General features: G+C 67.1%; 14 protein-coding genes and 2 pseudogenes. 11 read left to right on the forward strand and 5 right to left on the reverse strand.

Annotation, left to right across the window (positions count from 1 at the left end; translation table 11 throughout):
- The first annotated feature begins 6 nt into the window (after positions 1-6).
- On the forward strand, positions 7-891 hold the full coding sequence (locus OG456_RS04780) for a helix-turn-helix transcriptional regulator (RefSeq protein ID WP_014179858.1): 885 nt from the start codon (positions 7-9) through the stop codon (positions 889-891).
- 19 nt (positions 892-910) lie between these two features.
- On the opposite strand, the pseudogene OG456_RS04785 reads toward OG456_RS04780, so the two are convergent.
- A pseudogene (locus OG456_RS04785) lies at positions 911-1,102 on the reverse strand (IS630 family transposase); the annotation flags it as partial.
- A 116-nt stretch (positions 1,103-1,218) separates the two neighbouring features.
- On the opposite strand from OG456_RS04785, the gene OG456_RS04790 reads away from it, so the two are divergent.
- Complete coding sequence (locus tag OG456_RS04790) at positions 1,219-2,316, forward strand: integrase core domain-containing protein (RefSeq protein WP_266557508.1); 1,098 nt, start codon at positions 1,219-1,221, stop codon at positions 2,314-2,316.
- A gap of 123 nt (positions 2,317-2,439) precedes the next feature.
- Positions 2,440-2,559, forward strand: a pseudogene (locus OG456_RS04795) (IS3 family transposase); the annotation flags it as partial.
- Positions 2,560-2,870: 311 nt separating this feature from the next.
- Here the strand turns inward: OG456_RS04795 and haaN are convergent.
- From haaN to haaT, 4 genes are all read right to left on the reverse strand, one after another.
- Positions 2,871-3,341, reverse strand: coding sequence for a cyclophane-containing RiPP N-acetyltransferase HaaN (gene haaN / locus OG456_RS04800; RefSeq protein ID WP_266557510.1), 471 nt, complete (start codon positions 3,339-3,341; stop codon positions 2,871-2,873).
- Positions 3,338-4,516, reverse strand: a complete 1,179-nt coding sequence (locus tag OG456_RS04805) for an FxsB family cyclophane-forming radical SAM/SPASM peptide maturase (protein WP_266557512.1) — start codon at positions 4,514-4,516, stop codon at positions 3,338-3,340. Before OG456_RS04805 ends, haaN begins: the two co-directional genes overlap by 4 nt.
- 20 nt (positions 4,517-4,536) lie before the next feature.
- Positions 4,537-4,746, reverse strand: a complete 210-nt coding sequence (gene haaA / locus OG456_RS04810) for a HaaA family cyclophane-containing RiPP peptide (protein ID WP_266557514.1) — start codon at positions 4,744-4,746, stop codon at positions 4,537-4,539.
- Between the two features lie 218 nt (positions 4,747-4,964).
- On the reverse strand, positions 4,965-7,769 hold the full coding sequence (gene haaT / locus OG456_RS04815) for a cyclophane-containing RiPP biosynthesis TPR protein HaaT (protein ID WP_266557516.1): 2,805 nt from the start codon (positions 7,767-7,769) through the stop codon (positions 4,965-4,967).
- A 783-nt stretch (positions 7,770-8,552) separates the two neighbouring features.
- Between haaT and OG456_RS04820 the strand changes: the two genes are divergently transcribed.
- From OG456_RS04820 to OG456_RS50790, 8 genes are all read left to right on the forward strand, one after another.
- Complete coding sequence (locus OG456_RS04820) at positions 8,553-9,098, forward strand: DUF2563 family protein (protein WP_266557518.1); 546 nt, start codon at positions 8,553-8,555, stop codon at positions 9,096-9,098.
- 1,798 nt (positions 9,099-10,896) lie between these two features.
- On the forward strand, positions 10,897-12,270 hold the full coding sequence (gene mycP / locus OG456_RS04825; RefSeq protein WP_266557520.1) for a type VII secretion-associated serine protease mycosin: 1,374 nt from the start codon (positions 10,897-10,899) through the stop codon (positions 12,268-12,270).
- 1 nt (position 12,271) lies between these two features.
- The gene (locus tag OG456_RS04830) at positions 12,272-12,721 is read left to right on the forward strand and encodes a hypothetical protein (RefSeq protein ID WP_266557522.1); all 450 of its coding nucleotides are present in this window, start codon (positions 12,272-12,274) and stop codon (positions 12,719-12,721) included.
- A 40-nt stretch (positions 12,722-12,761) separates the two neighbouring features.
- On the forward strand, positions 12,762-15,038 hold the full coding sequence (locus tag OG456_RS04835; protein ID WP_266557524.1) for a hypothetical protein: 2,277 nt from the start codon (positions 12,762-12,764) through the stop codon (positions 15,036-15,038).
- Positions 15,038-15,571, forward strand: coding sequence for a hypothetical protein (locus OG456_RS04840; protein WP_266557526.1), 534 nt, complete (start codon positions 15,038-15,040; stop codon positions 15,569-15,571). Before OG456_RS04835 ends, OG456_RS04840 begins: the two co-directional genes overlap by 1 nt.
- 133 nt (positions 15,572-15,704) lie before the next feature.
- Complete coding sequence (locus OG456_RS04845; protein WP_266557528.1) at positions 15,705-16,784, forward strand: integrase core domain-containing protein; 1,080 nt, start codon at positions 15,705-15,707, stop codon at positions 16,782-16,784.
- Positions 16,785-17,253: 469 nt separating this feature from the next.
- Positions 17,254-17,808, forward strand: coding sequence for a restriction endonuclease (locus tag OG456_RS04850; RefSeq protein WP_266557530.1), 555 nt, complete (start codon positions 17,254-17,256; stop codon positions 17,806-17,808).
- A complete protein-coding gene (locus OG456_RS50790; RefSeq protein WP_354006138.1) occupies positions 17,769-18,071 on the forward strand; it encodes an integrase core domain-containing protein in 303 nt (100 codons plus the stop codon). The genes OG456_RS04850 and OG456_RS50790 overlap by 40 nt, the downstream gene beginning before the upstream one ends.
- Positions 18,072-18,276: the final 205 nt, after the last annotated feature.

Here is an 18,276-nt window from a genome sequence, read left to right on the forward strand (position 1 = left end):
ACCGCGATGGATCTACGCACCGAGATCCGGGAGTTTCTCAGCTCACGTCGCGCCCGCATCGCACCCGAGCAGGCGGGCCTGCCCGCTTACGGCGGCAACCGCCGGGTCAAAGGTCTGCGCCGCGAGGAGGTCGCGCTACTGGCGGGGGTATCGGTCGACTACTACGTGCGCATGGAGCGCGGCAGCCTCGCCGGTGCCTCCGACGGCGTGCTCGAGGCGTTGGCCTCTGCCTTGCAGCTCGACGAAGCCGAGCGCGACCACCTGTTCCACCTCGCGCGCCAATCGAGGGCGCCCCGCAGCCCACGCCGGCGCAGGCCTGCCGTGGCGGTGCGCTCGACGCTGCAGCAGGTGCTCGACGCGATCTCCGATGCGCCGGCCTGGATCGGTAACGGCCGTTATGACGTGCTCGCCATGAATCAACTCGCTCGCGCGCTGTATTCACCGGTGCTGGCTGACCCGCGACGGCCCGCGAACACAGCGCGGTTCGTCTATCTGAACCCCGCGACGGCCAGAGATTTCTTTGTCGACTACGACCAGGTTGCCGGTGACGCGGCCGCGAAGCTGCGCATGGCAGCCGGCCGCAATCCGCACGACGAGGAACTGATCGCCCTAGTCGGCGAACTGTCAACGTGCAGTGAGCTATTTCGGCAGCGGTGGGCATCTCAGGACGTGCGGCTGCACCGGTCCGGCCGCAAGCGTATGCACCATCCGATCGTGGGCCAGCTCGACTTGGACGTCGAATCCCTGGAACTGCCCGCCGAACCCGGCCTGCACCTCAACATCTACACCGCACCCGCGGGCACACCGACCGCTGACAATTTGGCGCTCTTGGCGTCGTGGGCGGCCACCCAACAGACGCTGGCGACCGAGCTCGAAGCACACAACGGATAGTCCAACCCCTTCAGCCGTACTAGTGTTCCGAGTCAGGAATTCTATTCAGATAGCTGGCGAGGCGTTCGAGGATTTCGTCTGCGGTCTTCGTCCAGACGTAGGGCTTCGGGTCGGTGTTCCAGGTGGCGATCCAGCTGCGGATGTCCTTCTCGAGGGCCTGGACGGATCTGTGGACACCTCGCCGTATCTGTTTGTTGGTCAGTTCGGCGAACCTGCCCATGCCGATAACCACATCCGCCCTAGTGGGAGGCGGTGCACGGGTTGATCGCGGTCGGCCGGGATCGCGTGCTGGTGAGGTTGGTGATCAACGCGGCATGATGGTCCACCGTGCTGCTGCGACTGGCCTATCTGGGTGTGACGAACGCGTTCGCGATGCTGCGCCTGCTACCAATGGGCGACGCGGAGAAGGACAAGGAGATCCTCGCCCTGCGCCATCAGATCACGGTGTTGGAGCGCCAACTGGGCAAGGAGAAGGTGCGGTTCACCCCGAGCGATCGGGCGTTCTTGGCGGCACTGCTGCACCGGCTGCCACTGGACGTGTTGCGCAGGCTGCGGCTGCTGGTCCGGCCGGATACGGTGCTGCGTTGGCACCGCGACCTGGTCGCGCGCCACCATGCGGCCCAGTCCCGACCGAAGCGCCCTGGACGGCCGCGCACGGTGAGCTCCATCCGCGCCCTGGTGTTGCGCCTGTCTCGGGAGAATCCCAGCTGGGGGTACAGACGCCTGCACGGCGAACTGCTCGTGCTCGGGGTGAAGGTGGCCGGCTCCACGGTCTGGGAGATTTTGAAGGATGCCGGTATCGACCCGGCGCCCGAACGGAGCTCCAGTACCTGGGCCGATTTCCTACGCTCCCAGGCCGACGCCTTACTGGCGTGCGACTTCCTGGAGACGGTCACCTTGTCCGGGGCGCGGATCTACGTGTTCGCGGCGATCGAGCACGGCAGTCGCCGTATCCGGGTCATGGGCGCGACCGCGCATCCAACCGCTTCCTGGGTGGTGCAAGCCGCGAAGAACCTCGTCATGGACTTGGAGGATGTGGGCTGCCGGGCCCGGTTCTTGATCCGTGACCGCGACGGCAAGTTCCCCGCCCTGTTCGACGCCGTCCTGGCGGATGCGGGGATCGAAGTTGTGCTCAGCGGCGTTCAGATGCCGAGAATGAACTCGATCATGGAGAGATGGGTGCAGACCTGCCGCCGTGAGCTCCTGGACCGAACCTTGATCTGGAACCAGCGGCATCTGCTCCACGCCCTGCGCGAGTTCGAACAGTTCTACAACGGACACCGCCCGCACCAGGGCATCGCGAACGCCGCCCCGCTCCATCCCTTGCCTGCGCCCATCGCCGATCCGGACAAGATAGCCCGCCTCGACATACGCCGATGCGATCGCCTGGGCGGCACCCTCCATGAGTACCAACATGCCGCATAACGTGCGTCGATGAGGTTTTCGGCAAGCGCAATGGCAGACCGGACCGCGTGGCGGATCTGCCGGGACAACCGCTGGTGGAGCGTGTTCGGCAAGAATCGTGGCCGGACCAAGAAGGCCGGCCCGCCGGTCCACGACGACCTCGTCCAGCGTGACTTCACCGCGGCCGGACCGAACCGGCTGTGGCTCGCCGACATCACCGAACACGCCACGGATGAAGGGAAGTTGTATCTCTGCGCGATCAAGGCCTCGCCGGGGAGTTCGGCGCGTGGGGCGGGTAGGCCCGGGCTCGTGTCGCGGACGGCGATGTGCACGCCGTCCGCGTACTCGACGAGCAGGGTGATCTCCGGCAAAGTCGACGCGTGAATCACGGAGTTGGTCACGAGTTCGCTGGCGATCAGTGGTGCTGTCGCGCACAGGTCGTCGTCGGCGCCCCAGTACTCGAGCACCGCGGTGACGGAACGCGCGAGGACGTGGCAGGGTGCGTTCTGCACACCGATCGCGGATCTGGGGACTGAGCGGAAGCACAGGTGCTGCGGGCGACGGCCTCCGCCTCCCTAGCCGTCGAGGCCCGCCCGGTAGACGATCTTCCCGTCGTGCTCCTCGAAGCCGAGCGTCCGGTAGAACGCCCGCGCATCAGGGTTCACGCTGTCCGTCATCCACTCCAGACGGCTGCACCCCGGGCGTGCGGTCGCGATCGCACGCAGTTCGGTCATGAACCGGGCACCGATGCCCTGACGCCGCAGGGTGTCGCGGATGTACAGCTCCTTGAGGAAGAGGGAGTGGGTGGAGCCCGCGGACGGCCACAGGAAGGAGTACGCGGCCATGCCGACGAGGTCACCGCTCTCGTCCTCGGCGACCAGAGCGGAGGCCAGGGGCGGGGAGCCGAAGAGTGCTTCCTCGACCTGGGCCAGGCGCTCGTCGAGGGGCTGGATGTCCGTGGAGTCGTAGAACCGCTCGATCTCCTCGATCAGCCCGGCCAGCGCCTGGATATCGCTCTTCTCTACGGGACGGATGGTGACGCTCATGAGAGGGCAGCTCCTGGCTGTCGGTCGGCCGATGGGGGTACGGATTCCAGGGTCCAGCCGTGCCGGCGCAGCGAGCCCTGGACATGCCGGATCAGGTACTCCAGATCCGCGCAGTAGACGGAGGGGTTGCGGTAGGCGTCGGCGGTGCTGAAGCGGTGCGGCAGGTAGCCTCCGCCGCAGACATCGACCAGTTCGCAGCCCTGGCACTGTTCGGCCAGCGCTTCCCGCCCGTACAGCCGGTGCTGCAGCTTGGGGTGGTGCAGCGCGTCGTCGAAGGAATTGCTGAAAACATCTAGCCCGAGCCAGGAGGCGCCCTCCTCGACGGATCGCAGGGTGTCCACGCCTTCGATGGTTCCGTTGGACTCGACCACGACGCTCGTCGGGGGCGCCAGCCCGAGCGTCTCTACTGCGCCGTGTACCCCGGAGCTGAGCGCGGCGATGTCCTCCAGCATGCGCACGCTGTGCCGGTACTCGGGCCGGGCGAGCCAGGCGTCGAAGACACGGCTTATCCACATCCCGTACTCGGGGAGGGCGGGGTCGTTGCGGTGCGGCGGCTCGTCGTGCGTGTGGTGGGGCAGGTTGAAGTCGATCGTGGGCGGTTCGAAGGCGGCGAGGTAGTCGTGGACTTCGACGGGATCGTTGGCGAGGTCCACGACGGCGAGAAGTCCGGCGAAGAGGTGCGGGCGGGATCGCAGGAGTTCGATGCCACGTACGACGGACGCGGCGCTCGAACGACCGGTATGCGAGAGCCGGTGTCGGTCGTTCGCCTCGGGTGGGCCATCCAGACTGACACCCACACCGATCCGGTGCTCCTCGAAGAAGTCGAGCCACTTCTCTGAGATCAGCGTTCCGTTGGTCTGCAGCTCGAAGTGGACGGTCGTCTGGGTGGGGATCCCCGCGCGTACGGCATCCAGCGCCTCCGCCAGATGCCGGGGACCGGCGAGCAGCGGCTCACCGCCGTGCAGCACGATGTGTACGGACTCCAGTCCGTGCGCGGCGGCGTGCTCACCGATCCGTTGGCCGGCCACTCGGGCGATGTCCACGCCCAACCGGACGGGAAGGTCGCGCCACGCCTGATCTTTGGAGTTGAAGACGAAGCAGTAATCGCAGTCGACGTTGCAGCGATTGACGACCTTCAGGATGAACGTCCGGAAAGGAGCAGGGACGTGGGGCATGGAGTGTCGACGGCCCTCGCCTAGTACGGCCAGGGGAAGGGGAGCGACGCCGCGTGCGCGCCGTCACCGTAGGGGTTCGCGGCGGAGGCGGACTGCTCGCTTGTGACGCGGTCCCGGACGCGGAGCGCGAGGCGGTCGAGGACCGCGGAGCCGGCTGTCGGCGTCGAGGGAGCGGTGGCTTCTGCGAGCGGTGCGGAAGGGGCGGGCAGGGTGGACATGGGTGGTGTCATTCAACTCTCCTGCATGTCGAAGTGAGCGGTCGGCGGAGGCCGATACGCTGCGACGAGGATGGTGGTCTAGCACAGATCGCGTGGCACGGTAGCAACGTGGCGATGGCGCACACGATAGGGATTCCGGCCATGTGATCGTCGATGTTGGCGCGAGGGCCGGGCGGATGCCGGTCTCGTCGTACCGCAGCACCACTCGCCTCGACCGCCAGAGCATCCGCTCACCCAGCTCCCTGTGTCACCAGCAACTCCTCCAGCTGGTCACCGACGTCATTCAGGCCCAGCTGCCGGTAGATACCGATGGCTTCGCGCAGCCAGGTCTCGGCGCCGTCGCGACCACCCGTTACCCACTCACAACGCCCCACACCCTCCAGGCCATGAGCAACCTCCAGCGGGTTGCCGATCTCTCGGGCGAGTTCGAGTGCCTCCACGAAGCGGTTGCGTCCGGCCAAGACACCCCCGGAGGAAAGCAGCAGATTCCCCCAGTGATTCAGCACCTGGGCCTCGCCGCACTGGTCACCGAGTTCGCGCAGGATCTGCAGGCCGGCCTCGAAGGCGGCGGTCGCCTCGTCCGCCTCGCCCTCGGCGCCACGCAGCACACCCAACTCTCCCAGGGTTGCGGCTACTCCACCCCGGCTTCCCAGCTCCTGGTACAGATCGAGAGCCTCCTCCAGCTTGTGACTTGCCTCGTCCAGCACGCCGTCCATCCGGTCGAGGACACCGAGGTGCCGGAGGCTGTTGGCCCGGCCAAAGCGGTCGCCGAGCTCGGTGTGGAGTTCCAGCGCGCGAGTGTTGTCCGCTCTGGCGCGCTCCCGGTCGCCGGTCAGTCGGCGCACGACGCCCAACTCGTTGAGGGCATACGCCTGGTGATCGCGGTCGTCGAGTTCCTGATAGATGTCGTACGCCGCCTGGTGCCGACGCTCAGCGACCTCGTACTCGCCCATCAGGCAGTGCACGACACCGAGATCGCGAAGGGAATTCCCTTGTCCGTAACGGTCGTTCAGTTCGCGATAGATCGCCAGGGCTTCGTTCTGGGCCTCGATCGCGGGAGTGAACCGGCTGGTCTGGCGGCGCACCATGCCGAGGTCGGCGAGGGCGTTTGCCTGCCCTAGCCGATCGTCCAACTGGCGGTAGACATCGAGGGCTTCGCTTTGCGACTGCTCGGCGGCGGCGTTGTCCGCGATGAGGTACCAGACGATGCCGAGCTGGTTCAGGGCAGCTGCCTTCCCGCTCAGGTCGCCCACGGCGTCGTACTCGCGCACGGCTTCGCCCAGCGCCTGCGCGGCGTCCTGGTAGGCCGCCATGAAACGGCGTACGACACCGGCCTCGGCCAGGGCGGCGGCCAGCGCATGGCCGTCGCCGACAATACGCGCGGCATCCGCGGCGGTCCGGTGGAGCGCGACGGCTTGGTCCCATGGGCCCTCCTGCCTCAGGAAGGCCCCCATGGCCGCGGCGAGACGGACGACGAGATCGTGTAGCCCCAGATGATTCGCCCGCGTGATGCACGCGAGGACGTTGGCGCGCTCGCCCTCCAGCCATGATAGGGCGGCCGCTCTCGACTCGATGACTGGTGTCTCGACGTGACCGGCATCCTCGGGCGGCGGCGGGATGTCCGCTCCTCCCCGGACCAGGTAGCGGTTCGCCACAGCGAGCGAGGCCAGGTAGTACGTGCACACGCGCTGGACGGCCTGAACGTGATCCATACGTTCCCCCTCGTCAGCGAGATCACGGGCGTAGTCGCGCAGGAGGTCGTGAAGTCGGTAGCGATTCCCAGGGTGTTCGTCGATGAGGTGGGCGTCGTAGAGCGCATCGAGATGTCGGCGGGCGTGGGACTGACGTACGCCGCCGAGGGCGGCGGCAACGTACGCGTCGATGTCCGTACCCGGGTAGAGGCCGAGGCCGCGGAAGAAGTGCTGCAACTCCGGAGGGAGATCTCGGTAGGAGAGGTCGAACGTAGCGGTGACAGCGCGGTCGCCGGCCCGCAGTTCGCTAAGCCGATCCTGCGCGACGAGCAACCGGTCCCGCAGGTCCTCCGCACTCCACGACGGGTGGTGCCGAAGGCGCGCGGCGAGAAGGGAGAGCCCGAGGGGCAGGTGACCACACAGCTGCGCCAGCTGTTCGAGCATCCTCGTCGTGCCGGTCGCGCCACCGGGTGCCGTGGCTCCGAGATCCGCGACGGAGCGTCCGCTGAGGCGTACGAGCAGGTCGACCGCATGGTCGGGCGGGAGCGCCCGTACGGGCAGGACGACCTCCTCGACCGCCGCGAGTCTGCGGCGGCTGGTCACCAGGACCAGGCAGCCGTTCCCGCCGGGGAGCAGCGGCTCCAACTGGCTGTAGCTGACCGCGTTGTCGAGGATCAGGAGGGCCTTCTTGTCCGCCAGCCGTCCCCGCCACAGCGCGGCGCGGGCCTCAGTGACCGCGCCCGCGTCATCGCCCACGGGGATCTGCTGCGTCGGCACGCCTGTCGCGGCGAGCAACGAGGCCAGGGCTTCGGCCGGAGCGACGGGGCTTCGCCCCGTCGTGTGCCCGTTCAGGTTCACGAAGATCTGACCGTCCGGAAAGCGGGCGGCGAGTGCGTGCCCTGCGTGCACGGCGAAGGACGTCTTGCCGACTCCGGGCATTCCGTCGATGACGTGGACGGGGAGCGCGGTGCCCTGCCTGGTGGCCGATTCCACGGAGCTCACCAAGTGCTCCAACTCGGCGGTGCGGTTGGTGAACGTGGCGGTGTCACGCGGGAGGGAACGGAGGACGAGGGCGGCACCAGGAGGATGTGACTGCCCGTCCAGCCGACCGGTTAGCGGATCCGCACTCGGACTCTGCTCAGGTGTACCGCCGTCCGACAGCATCGCGAGCACGATGGTCAGGCCGGTCAGAACCGCCCCCAGCAGCACGAAGGAGAGCCAGGCGTGGTGCTGCATCCAACCGAGCCACGACGGCCACTCGGTCTCCTCGGACACCGCGTTGGTGACGAGACCCACGAGCATGGTCGTCGCAACGCCGCCGCCCGCGAGCGCGGCGATCGCCATTCCACGGCGCATTCTCACGGCTTCGCCCGCGTTCCGGAGACGACGAACTGCTGCGTCGCACGCAGGTCCAACCTGAACACGTAGACAACCCCCGAGTCCGACGCCTCACCGTTGGTAAGCGCACCAGCCGATGCACCCATTGGTCAAGTGCGCTTCCAAGCCACGTACTTGGTGGGTCAGGTCATCCGATGGCGTCCAGGATCCTCGCAGGCACTATGGGGCAACCCCGGCGTGGGCCCCCGACGGAGACAGGGCGCGAGATGGGCAGGCGATACCGCATCATTCGCGTTGCGCAGGACGCTCAAGGCGGCACTGCCTGGGTGCAGGTCGCGTGAAGTGCTCCATCCCGGGGACAGCGCGACACCGAGGGCCGTGGAACGATCTTGCTCCATGGCTGATCAGCATATTCCTGAAGTCCTCGTCGGTCGGCGTGCGCGATTCGCGGCATGGTGGCGAGAAGCGCGCCGTAAGCAAAAGGCCAGGCGCTATCCCCTGGCCGTGGCCGCCGAGCGAGCCGCTGACGACCTGGAAGGGCGGTAGCCGGACATTCCCTCTCCTCCATCGTGAAGCCGATCATCGGCGATCGCCGCGCAGCCTGGGCAAATGGCGACCTCTTGGGGCGGTTTCAAGCCAACCGCCTGGGCATCCGGTGGTAAGGCATCGTTAGGGCCGGGAATCCGCGGCTACCGTTGCTGAGCTGCGTGTGTTACGCATGGGGGCGATCAATCTCGCTTCCAGTGGTCACACGCACACACTGGGGCACGACCGTACGGGGGAGGAACGGTGTCGGCCGACGACGCGCAGGGCGGGAGCTCGGATCCGTCCGTGGCGGGCTCGGGAATGTTCGGGGTGGTTGGCGCGGTCGCTGCTGGTGCCACCGCTGCGGCTGCGAAGGCGATGCGCGTCGAGGGCGAGACGCTGTCGAAGTTCAAGCGCCGGGTAGACGCCCTGCTGCGAGACCTGGAGAAGTCGCACGCGGCGCCGTCGAAGATCGCGACGGGCACGCTGGGCGCGGGGCAGCTGGGTACATTCGACGAGGCGGATTCGCTGCACTCCTCCTACACGCATGTGCACACACAGCTGGAGAATCTCTCCAAGATGCTGGCGCTGCAGATCGAGGCGCTGGTCGTCACGGTCGACGCGTCGAAGACCGGCTACGACAACCTGGACGAGGACGTGCGGGCCCGCCTGAGTCGGATCCGTAGCGGTGCCGATGCCCTGACCGGTGGCCCGCACACCAAGTCACCTTCGCATCAGAGCGGTTCGAAGGGCGGCGAGGGCGGCGAGCCGAGCCCAAAGCCGACGGACGGCGAGGCGGGCGGGCTGTGATGCGGCGAGCGCTGGACATTGCGTCTGCCGTGGCAGCGGCCGATTCCGAGGAACGCGAAGGCGAGGGCAAAGCATGAGCGGCGGCCTGGGCGACCACATGTGGGGCATGGTCAAGCACTACCGCTTTGCCGTGAACTCACCGGAGGAGCTGTGGGCGATGGTCGAGTCGGCGGACGGCTCCACACCCGCCGACCTCGGGGCGCTGCTGACGTCCGCGGCGAAGACGATCAACCAAATCGGTGACGACCTTAAGACGCACAGTACGGCGGTCGAGTGGGACGGCGAGGGCGGTGACGCGTTCCGCAAGTGGGTCCACGGGGCTGCGCTCGCGACGCTGAGCCTGGGTGACTACAGCGAGAGCGCTGGAAAATGGATGTCCACTGCGGCGGACACGCTGCACGAGGTCAAGCCGCAGCTGGAGATCCTGAAGAACTCCAGCGCCTCGGCGCGCTCGATCCTGGACGCACATGCGGCGAAGGCGACGGATGTCGGCAATCACGACGGCGGCCCGTCGAAGGCATCGGTGACATCGGCGAAGTCGCAGTACGACAACGACAGTGCCGAGGCCGCGCAGTTGATGACGAAGCTGGCGCAGTCGTACTCGGCGTCGTCGGAGCAGATCGATGCCCTGAAGGCGCCGGAGTTTCCGGAGCTGCCAAAGCGCTTTGTGCCTACTCGGTTTGATGGCTCCAAGGATGTGGACGACTCCCCCTCCGCCTCATCACCAGACACCGGGGCGGCAGCCGCGGCCGGAGGAGTCAGTGCGGCTGCGGCAGGCGCTGCTGTGGTCCGCGAGGCAGCCCGCGGCGCTTCCCTTGCAGGCAGCGACCACCACTCTTCCGCTGCTGCTCAGGCTCCGAGGGCGGTTCCGGATCTGCCGGCGGGAGGTACGAGTACTGCCATCGACAGGGCCGGCACGCTTCAACCGCCGGCAGCTCCGACCACCGCGCCTCCCGCGCCGTCGGTGTCCCCGTTACCCGGAGGAAACTCAGGTATCGGCCCCGCCCCCGGGGGCCATGCCACCGGCGTTCGGCGGCGCAGGCCGTTCCGTGGTTCCACCACGAGGCGTGACTGGTGGACGGTTTCCCTCCTCTATCCCCCGAGGACCGTTGGGCACACCAACCAGCTCGGGCACGCCTGGCGCGCCGGGTACGTCAAGGACGGTGACACCGGGGCGTGCGGTCCCCGGAGTGACGGGGCCCGGGACTCCCGGCGGCTCCGCGTCGCCGGCGCGAGGCCCGAACGCCGCGAGCCCAGGGCGTCCGTCCAACGGGATTGCTGGTGGCCGTCCGGTGACGTCACCGACGGGCCGAGCTTCGGGTGCGATTCCTCGAGGCACGGTGGTCGGGGGGACCCCGGCGCAGCAGGCACCCGGTGCTCGGGGCGGCGCCGTGAGCGGGGCGCGTCCCGGAGCCACACCCGCCCGCGGGGCCGGTCCTGTCGCGGGGAGGGGCAGTGGCTCGACGACGGGGGCCCGGATGCCCGCGCACTCCGACGGCATCGCCGGCGGCCAGGCCCAGCAGGCGAAGACGCGCCGAAGTCCCTCTGCCCCGACGAGAGGGACGGGCCTCGTACGCGGTGCGGAGGGCGACCCCGCCCCGGTGCAACGTGGTGGACCCGCCCGCGGATCATCGACGGCGTCACGCAAAGATGATGCTCGGACTGTGCCCGCGGAGCGCCCGCGCGACGAGCGGCGCACACAGGAGGAGTCGGAGACCGAACGACAGGCGGCACGGCCTCTGCCCCCACCGCGTCTGCCGGGCCTGCCCGACGACGAGGTGTGACACGAAGGATGACCATGGGTTCCCGTACCAAGCAGGTCCGAAGGCTCCGGCTGCTGTCGGCGCTGTCCGGCGTCGTCCTCGCGGGCGTGGCCGTGGCGCCTGCCCACGCCGAGACCGTCCGTGGCCGGCAGTGGTACCTGGATGCCATGCGGGCCGAGCAGATGTGGAAGACCAGCACCGGCAAGGGGATCACGGTCGCGGTCGTTGACTCTGGTGTGGACCGGAGCCTGCCCGACCTGCGGGGCCAGGTGCTGTCCGGGAAGGACTACTCCTACTACCCCGGCGACGAGCACTCGGATTACGACGGTCACGGGACGAGCATGGGCGTTCTGATCGCCGGCACCGGCGCGAAGGGCAGCACGACCGGCTCGTACGGCCTGGCTCCGGGAACGAAGATTCTCCCGGTCCGGGTGCCGGACTTCATCGAGCGGAGCCGCGCAGACGGCGACGGCAACCCGGACGACTTCCCCACCTATGTGTCCAAGGCGATCCGTTACGCGGCCGACTCGGACGCCCAGATCATCAACATCTCGTTGGGCAGCGAGGAACACTCGAAGAAGCTGGACGACGCGGTCTCTTACGCACTGTCCAAGAACAAGTTGATCTTCTCTGCGGTGGGCAACACCGGCTCCGGGACCAACAGGCTGGAGTACCCGTCGGCCACGCCGGGCGTGGTGGGCGTCGGGGCGATCGGCAAGGACCTCAAGAAGACGAACGAATCCCAGCACGGCCCGCAGGTCGACCTGGTCGCCCCCGGCGCCGAGATGCTCCATACCTGCACAGGCAAGACGGGCCTGTGCGAGTCGCACGGCACCAGCGACGCCACCGCGATCGCGTCGGCATCGGCGGCCCTGATCTGGTCGAAGCACCCGGACTGGACAAACAACCAGGTCCTCCGGGTCTTGCTGAACACCGCGAGCGGTCCGGTCAGCGGCTTGAAGCGCTCTGACTCCATCGGCTACGGCGCTGTACGCCCGCGTATCGCGCTCGCGAACCCCGGTGATCCGGGCCCCGCCGACGAGTACCCACTGCCGGACTTCAAGCCGGGGGCTTCCTCGTCGGCATCGAAGGCTCCGGGGCCGGATTCTTCGAAGGGAGCCACGGCACCGGCGGCGGCCCCCGACGGCGACGGCATGAACCCAATGCCCTGGATCTTGGGTGGAGTCGGAGCCTTGGTTCTCGCCGGGGGCGCGGTCGCCGCACTTACCCAGCGCGGCCGTAGGCGTCAGAAGGCCACAGCCACGCAGACGGTACCGGCCTGGCAGCCGACCCCTCCACCACAGCAGCCGTACGCGACCGACTGGAACCAACAGGCCCCGCCCGGCCCGCCGCAGGGCGGGCAGCAGTGGCCGCCGTACCAGGACACCAACCACACGGGGAGGCCATGACATGGCGTGGGACGAGTGGGAGCAACTGAAATCGGACGCGCGGGAACGACGCGGCGAGCCGCCGCAGCCCATGCAACTGAACAGCATCCCGTCCGACGGCGGCGTCGCCACCGGCAGCGGGGCCCAGAACCTGAAGACGGATCCGATGGGCAAGCGGGCCGCGGTCAAGGCGCTCCAGGAAGAGATCCGGCCGGGCACGGACACGGCCGGGGACGGCGCCCGTGAAGCGTCGGCTACCGCGGCGCAGACGTTCTCTGGCTGGGCCACGAGCGAGGGCCTGGCGGACGCTCACAAGGAGTGGGAGCTGCAGGTCACCAACCTCAAGGGCCGCCTGGGCAACGATCAGACGGCGCTGACCAAGGCGCACGGCGAGTTCCAGTTCGTCGACCACAGCGTGAAGAGCCAGATAGCCCGGGTCGATCCGGGACGCGCACCGCGTCGCGAGATCTGAACCAGCAGCAGAGCAGCAGAAACGGGGAGTCGGGGCGGGCATGCTCACCTATCAAGACGTGATCACCATCAAGCTCGGGGCACTGACCAACGCCGCTACAGCCTGGGACGGCATGGCCAAGGACCTGGGCACGATGGAGGGCATCTATAACGCCAAGGTGAAAAGGGTTCCCGAGGGCGGCGGATGGACGGGCATCGCGGCGGGGTCGGCCTCCGGCCAGTTCTCCGCAACCAGCCAGCAGTACCGCGACGCGCAGACCGAGGCCCGCGCGATCGCGTCGATCCTGCGCGACGCCCATGGCCAGTTCACCCGCCTTGTCGGCGAGGTGAAACGAATCGTCGCCTCGGCGGAGAAGCAGGATCTCTCCGTCAACGCACAGGGCCAGGTGCTCTACGACTTCAGCAAACTCACCCCGTACCGGCACGACGAGAACTACGGCGAGTACGTCTCGAAGGCGAAGAAGGCCGAAGAAGCCTGGACCAAGAAGATCAAGCACGCGGTACGGGCCGTCGACGACGCCGACCTGGGCGTCAAGCTCGCGCTGCACGAGGCGGCCGGCATCAAGGGCCTCTTCGAGAGGATGGCGGACGAGGCGCTGGGCCAGGGTCACACCTTCAACGGCAAGGCCGTCGGTGACATCGAGGTGTACGAGGCCCGCGAGGCCAAGGCGTATGCCGACGAGATCCTGGCGGGCGGCAAGCCGAGTGATCTGGCGGAGTGGCAGCGCCTGATGCGCGACAACTCCGACGACAAGGCGTTCAGCCGGACCTTCCTCAACTCCCTCGGCCCGGACAAGATGCTGAAGCTGACCGCTGGCATCGACGACCTCGCGTACAACGAGGACACGGGCAACAAGAAGGCGTACCTCAACATCAACGGCGGCATAGCCGACTCCCTCGCCACCGCCACCCGCGTTCCCGCCTTCAAGGACGCCAGCGGCAAACCCCTGACGCACGGCAGCGGCGCGTACAACGACGCCATGCACAACTGGATGAAGACCGACGACGCGAAGTTCTACCGCACCTGGCGCGATGGACTGCGCGAGGTCGGCGACGACAAGTACGACCTCAAGGTGGCCGGGGAGGCAGTCAACACCGTCGCCAAGGGCCACGACCAGCAGGTCCGCGGCTACCAGCTGCTGTCCACGATGATGCAGCAGGGCCACAGCGACTTCGACCCGGAGTTCACTTCGGCCGTCACCGACGACATGATCGCCATGGAGAAGGACCACCCCGGCATCTGGAACCTGTACGGCGCGGGCTTCAGCGGCAAGGACGGCGGCTGGTTCGCAAACGACCCCGTCGACGCCTCCCTCCAGGTCATGTCCCGCACGCCCGAGGGCTCCGCGCACTACCTCGACACCGGCACCACCCTGGGCAAGCAGCGCTTCGACTACCTCGTCGGCGACGGCGAGGGCAGCCGCGACTGGGACCTCATAAACCAGACCCGCGGCGAAGGCCCCGGCGGTAACGTCGAGGTCGACGCCGGCGCCAAGATGGACGACGACAACCGCCAGGGCCTCAATGACGCCCTCACCGCGGCGGCCACGGGCCACGATCCGAACAGCAACGCCCAGGGCCCGGATCACCACACCGCAGCCAACGACCGCGTCTTCCGCTCCGCGATGTCGACGTTCGCCGACCAGGGTGACGACATGCCCACCGCATTCCGCGACGGCATGGCCAAGATCATGACCAGTCATGGTGACGAGGTCTACCAGTCCATGAGCAGGATCGGCGGCCAGTCGAACGATCCCCTGGCCTCGCTCGACCAGCAGCAGGTCATGGAAGTCGCCAAGCAGGTCTCCCGTAGCCAGGACTCCTACGGGATGCTTCACGAGGGCATGAACTACGCCATCCTCGGGGACATGCACGACTCCAGCCGGAATCCCGAGGACACGCTCCACGCGGCCGGGCATGCCATCGGCTTCATGGAGGAAGCCCGGTACAACGCGCTCAAGGGCGACCAGCACGACTACACCTGGGACAAGGCGTGGAGCTATCACGCCTCCGGCGCCATCCTCAACTTCATCCCAGGAGTCGGCGACATCGCCCAACGCGGAGCCGACGCCGTCACCACGGCCTGGATTATGGACGAGCAACAACAGCAGGCCGAGAAGCTCACCAGCGACAACCAGGCGACGTACACCTCTCGGCAGCACCAACTCGATGAGCTCGCTCGGCAGTGGTACCAGACCAACCCGGACTGGGCCGAGGAGCACCCCGGCTATTCATACAAGCAAGGTATGTACGACCAGATCGCCGCAGCTGCGAACGACGGTAACGAGCATGCCGACGGACTCTCAGGAGATCAGTAGTGAAGGTGGTCCGGCATGGGGCTGTGGTTCTGGCGTGCGTCGCGATAGCGGCCATGGCAACGGCCTGCAGCAGCAAAGAACTCGACGTACCGGGAAAGTTCTGTGGTGCCCCGTTGAAGAAGTCCACGCTCTCGGCCCTGCTTCCTGACGGGGATGAGGTCAAGACCCAGCAGGATGGGTCAGCGGCCACAGAGATCGTGTGCTCCTTGAACGTCGCTGGCAGCCGGGTCCTGAACTCCACGATCCGCACCCTGGACGGGCCTTTGGCGTCCGAGGACTGGGACACGGCGCTGAGCAAGTACAAGAACGCCAAGAAGCGGGAGGTCTCCTTCCCTGGGGCCGCCGTCATCGGCGCGGACGGCGCCAGGATCACTGCCAAGTGCCAGAACGCTGCACCTTCGGACTCCTTGCTCTTCAACATCGATCTATTCGGAAGCCAGGTGGAGAACTCCGAAGCTGGGGCAGCGAAGCTCCAGAAGTTCTTGCAGGACTATGTGCCCGCCATGACAAAGCAACTCGACTGCACGACGTGAACGAGACACAAGATGAAGCCGAGGAGAGCTGTGGGGCTCAAAAACACGAATCTGGTACGGCTTTGAAGCCCGTCGCCATGAGGAGCGGGACCCGGTCCCCGCGCAGCGGTTCTACCGTCTGGGACCATGCTCCGTGATCCTGTCCACGGTGTACACCGTCACCCGCCGCCTGCTCTCGCTGCCCGCATTGCTGCTGCGGCGTGATGTCTCCAAGGACTCCGAGTTGCTGGTGCTGCGACACGAGAACGCGGTCCTGCGCCGACACGTCCCGCGCATGCGCTACGAACCAGCCGACCGCCTGTGGTTCGCCGCACTCTCGCACCTGATACCGCGCCACCGCTGGGCCCAGGTCTTCCCGATGACCCCGTCCACGCTGCTGGCATGGCACCGCAAACTCATCGCGAAGAAGTGGGACTACAGCCAGCGGCGCCGGCCCGGACGCCCGCCCACGAGCCCCGCAGTCAAAGCCCTGGTCTTTCGCGTGGCGGCTGAGAACCCGGGATGGGGCCATCGGCGCATCCACGGCGAACTCACCCGCCTCGGCCACAAGATGGCCGCCTCCACCGTGTGGAACATCCTCAACCAGGCCGGTATAGACCCCGCCGCACGTCGTACCGGAGCAACCTGGAGGCAGTTCCTCCAAGCCCAGGCCGAGCACATTGTCGCCGTCGACTTCCTGCACGTCGACACCATCAACCTCAAACGCATCTACGCCCTGGTCATGCTCGAACACGGCACCCGCCGCGCCCACCTGCTCGGCGTCACCGCACACCCCACCGGCCCATGGACCACCCAGGCCGCCCGCAACTTCCTCATGGACACCGGCATGAACATCGCAGGCAAGTTCCTGATCCGTGACCGCGGCGGCCAGTTCACCGACGCCTTCGACGCCGTCTTCGCCGACGTCGGCCTGCGCGTCCTCAAAAGCCCGCCCCAGGCCCCGAAGGCGAACGCGCACTGCGAAAGGTTCATCGGCACCCTGCGCCGCGAGCTCCTCGACCGGACACTCATCCTCAACGAACGGCACCTGCGCCGAACCCTCACCAGGTACCTGGAGCACTACAACGGGCACCGGCCTCACCGCGCACTGAGCCAGCTCTGGCCATCGCAAGCTGAAGCCGGACCGCCGCGCCCCATCGACCTCGCCGAGCACCGCGTTCACCGCACAGCGGTCCTCGGCGGACTCATCAACGAGTACCAGATCGCCAGTTGACACCACTACGAACCCGCAGATCAGCAGCCGAATCCCATATTTGAGCCCCACACCATCGGCGCTCAGCGACTTTCACGTGTCTTGTCGACGGCCTTCGTCAGGTGAGCGTCAACCAGGTCCGGGCTCGTCGAGCGCGAGGGATACGGTTCCAGGAACCGAGCGCACTCGTACAGGGGTCAGCTAACGTGCAGGCCGAGTCATATCCGATACCCGTGGCCATTTGCCCGTGAACAGGAACAAGCCAGATGTCAGTACGCCCCGAGCTGCCAGAGAACCTGAACCGAGCCGATTTTGGTGGGCTCGTCGGGCGTGAGCCGAAGGCGTTGCGAAGATGGCCGAGCGCGGGCTCATGGCTGAGCCGACTCATCAGCACCAAGGCAAACCCACTACGCCGCAGCCCTAGGCTGGAAATGGCCAAGTTAGGTCAACTCCTCGGGCCACAAAACGGAGATCTGGCTACCATGCGGGGGTGAGTCGACAGGGAGCGGAGAATCGGAGTGGTCAGGCTAGGGCGAAGAAGGAGCCGTGGCAGGATTTCGAGGGAGAAGTCGCCGAACTCGTCGAAGGCCTCGATTCGGGCGCTTTCGTTGAGCAGGATGCTCACATACCGGGATTGGTCAGCGGGACCCTGCGACAACTCGACGCCTTGGTACGCGGGCAGGTAGTCGGCCAGAACATCACGATTGCTATCGAGGCCAAGCGATACAAGCGGCCGGTGAGCATTGGGACCATTGACGAGTTCGTCGGCAAACTGCTCGACGTCGGTTGTGACCGCGGAGTGCTCTACGCGGCAGGTGGATTCACCGAGGGTGCTCTGTCCCGCGCGAGCAATGCACGCAATCCCGGGATCGGCTGCGTGCACCTTCCTCCGCGCGCGGATGGAATCCTCGTGATGCGTAACGCGGGGCTGAGCCCGCTAGAGCAGGCGTTTGAGGAGCATCTAGACCGAATCCTCGGTGTCCATCGGACTCAAGAATATGATGAATGGCTGCGCAACGACGTGGCCAATCTGTACCGCCACTAACCTCAGGCATCAAGTTCCTGATCCGTGACCGCAGCGGCCAGTTCACCGACGGCGGCCAGCGCGCCCTCAAAAGCCGGCCCCAGGCCCCAAAAGCGAACGCACACTGCGAAAGGTTCAACGGCACCCTTCACCGCGAACTCCTCGACCGGACACTCATCCTCAACGAACGCCACCTGCGCCGAACCCTCACCAGGTACCTGGAGCACTACAACGGGCACCGGCCCTCACCGCGCGCTGAGCCAACTCTGTCCATCGCAAGCTGAAGCCGGACCGCCGCGCCCCATCGACCTCGCCGAGCACCGCGTCCACCGCACAGCGGTCCTCGGCGGACTCATCAACGAATACCAGATCGCCACGCTTGTAACCGTCTTCGATCCGCACCCCAGGGGCAAGCAGTCCCCAACGGGCCGTAAGCCCCTTGCGCTCCTCGACCGCCGGCCGCTGTCCCTACGCCTACCCAAGGCTGAA

Source organism: Streptomyces sp. NBC_01446 (assembly GCF_026340095.1).
In the GTDB taxonomy this organism is placed as follows: domain Bacteria; phylum Actinomycetota; class Actinomycetes; order Streptomycetales; family Streptomycetaceae; genus Streptomyces; species Streptomyces aureus.

Excerpts from the sequence above, each read along its gene's own strand:
- OG456_RS04830 (WP_266557522.1), top strand. The coding sequence starts at position 12,272 with ATGGCGTGGGACGAGTGGGAGCAACTGAAATCGGACGCGCGGGAACGA.
- haaT (WP_266557516.1), bottom strand. The coding sequence starts at position 7,769 with ATGGCGATCGCCGCGCTCGCGGGCGGCGGCGTTGCGACGACCATGCTC.
- mycP (WP_266557520.1), top strand. The coding sequence starts at position 10,897 with ATGGGTTCCCGTACCAAGCAGGTCCGAAGGCTCCGGCTGCTGTCGGCG.
- OG456_RS50790 (WP_354006138.1), top strand. The coding sequence starts at position 17,769 with ATGGCTGCGCAACGACGTGGCCAATCTGTACCGCCACTAACCTCAGGC.
- haaN (WP_266557510.1), bottom strand. The coding sequence starts at position 3,341 with ATGAGCGTCACCATCCGTCCCGTAGAGAAGAGCGATATCCAGGCGCTG.
- OG456_RS04805 (WP_266557512.1), bottom strand. The coding sequence starts at position 4,516 with ATGCCCCACGTCCCTGCTCCTTTCCGGACGTTCATCCTGAAGGTCGTC.
- haaA (WP_266557514.1), bottom strand. The coding sequence starts at position 4,746 with ATGACACCACCCATGTCCACCCTGCCCGCCCCTTCCGCACCGCTCGCA.
- OG456_RS04780 (WP_014179858.1), top strand. The coding sequence starts at position 7 with ATGGATCTACGCACCGAGATCCGGGAGTTTCTCAGCTCACGTCGCGCC.
- OG456_RS04835 (WP_266557524.1), top strand. The coding sequence starts at position 12,762 with ATGCTCACCTATCAAGACGTGATCACCATCAAGCTCGGGGCACTGACC.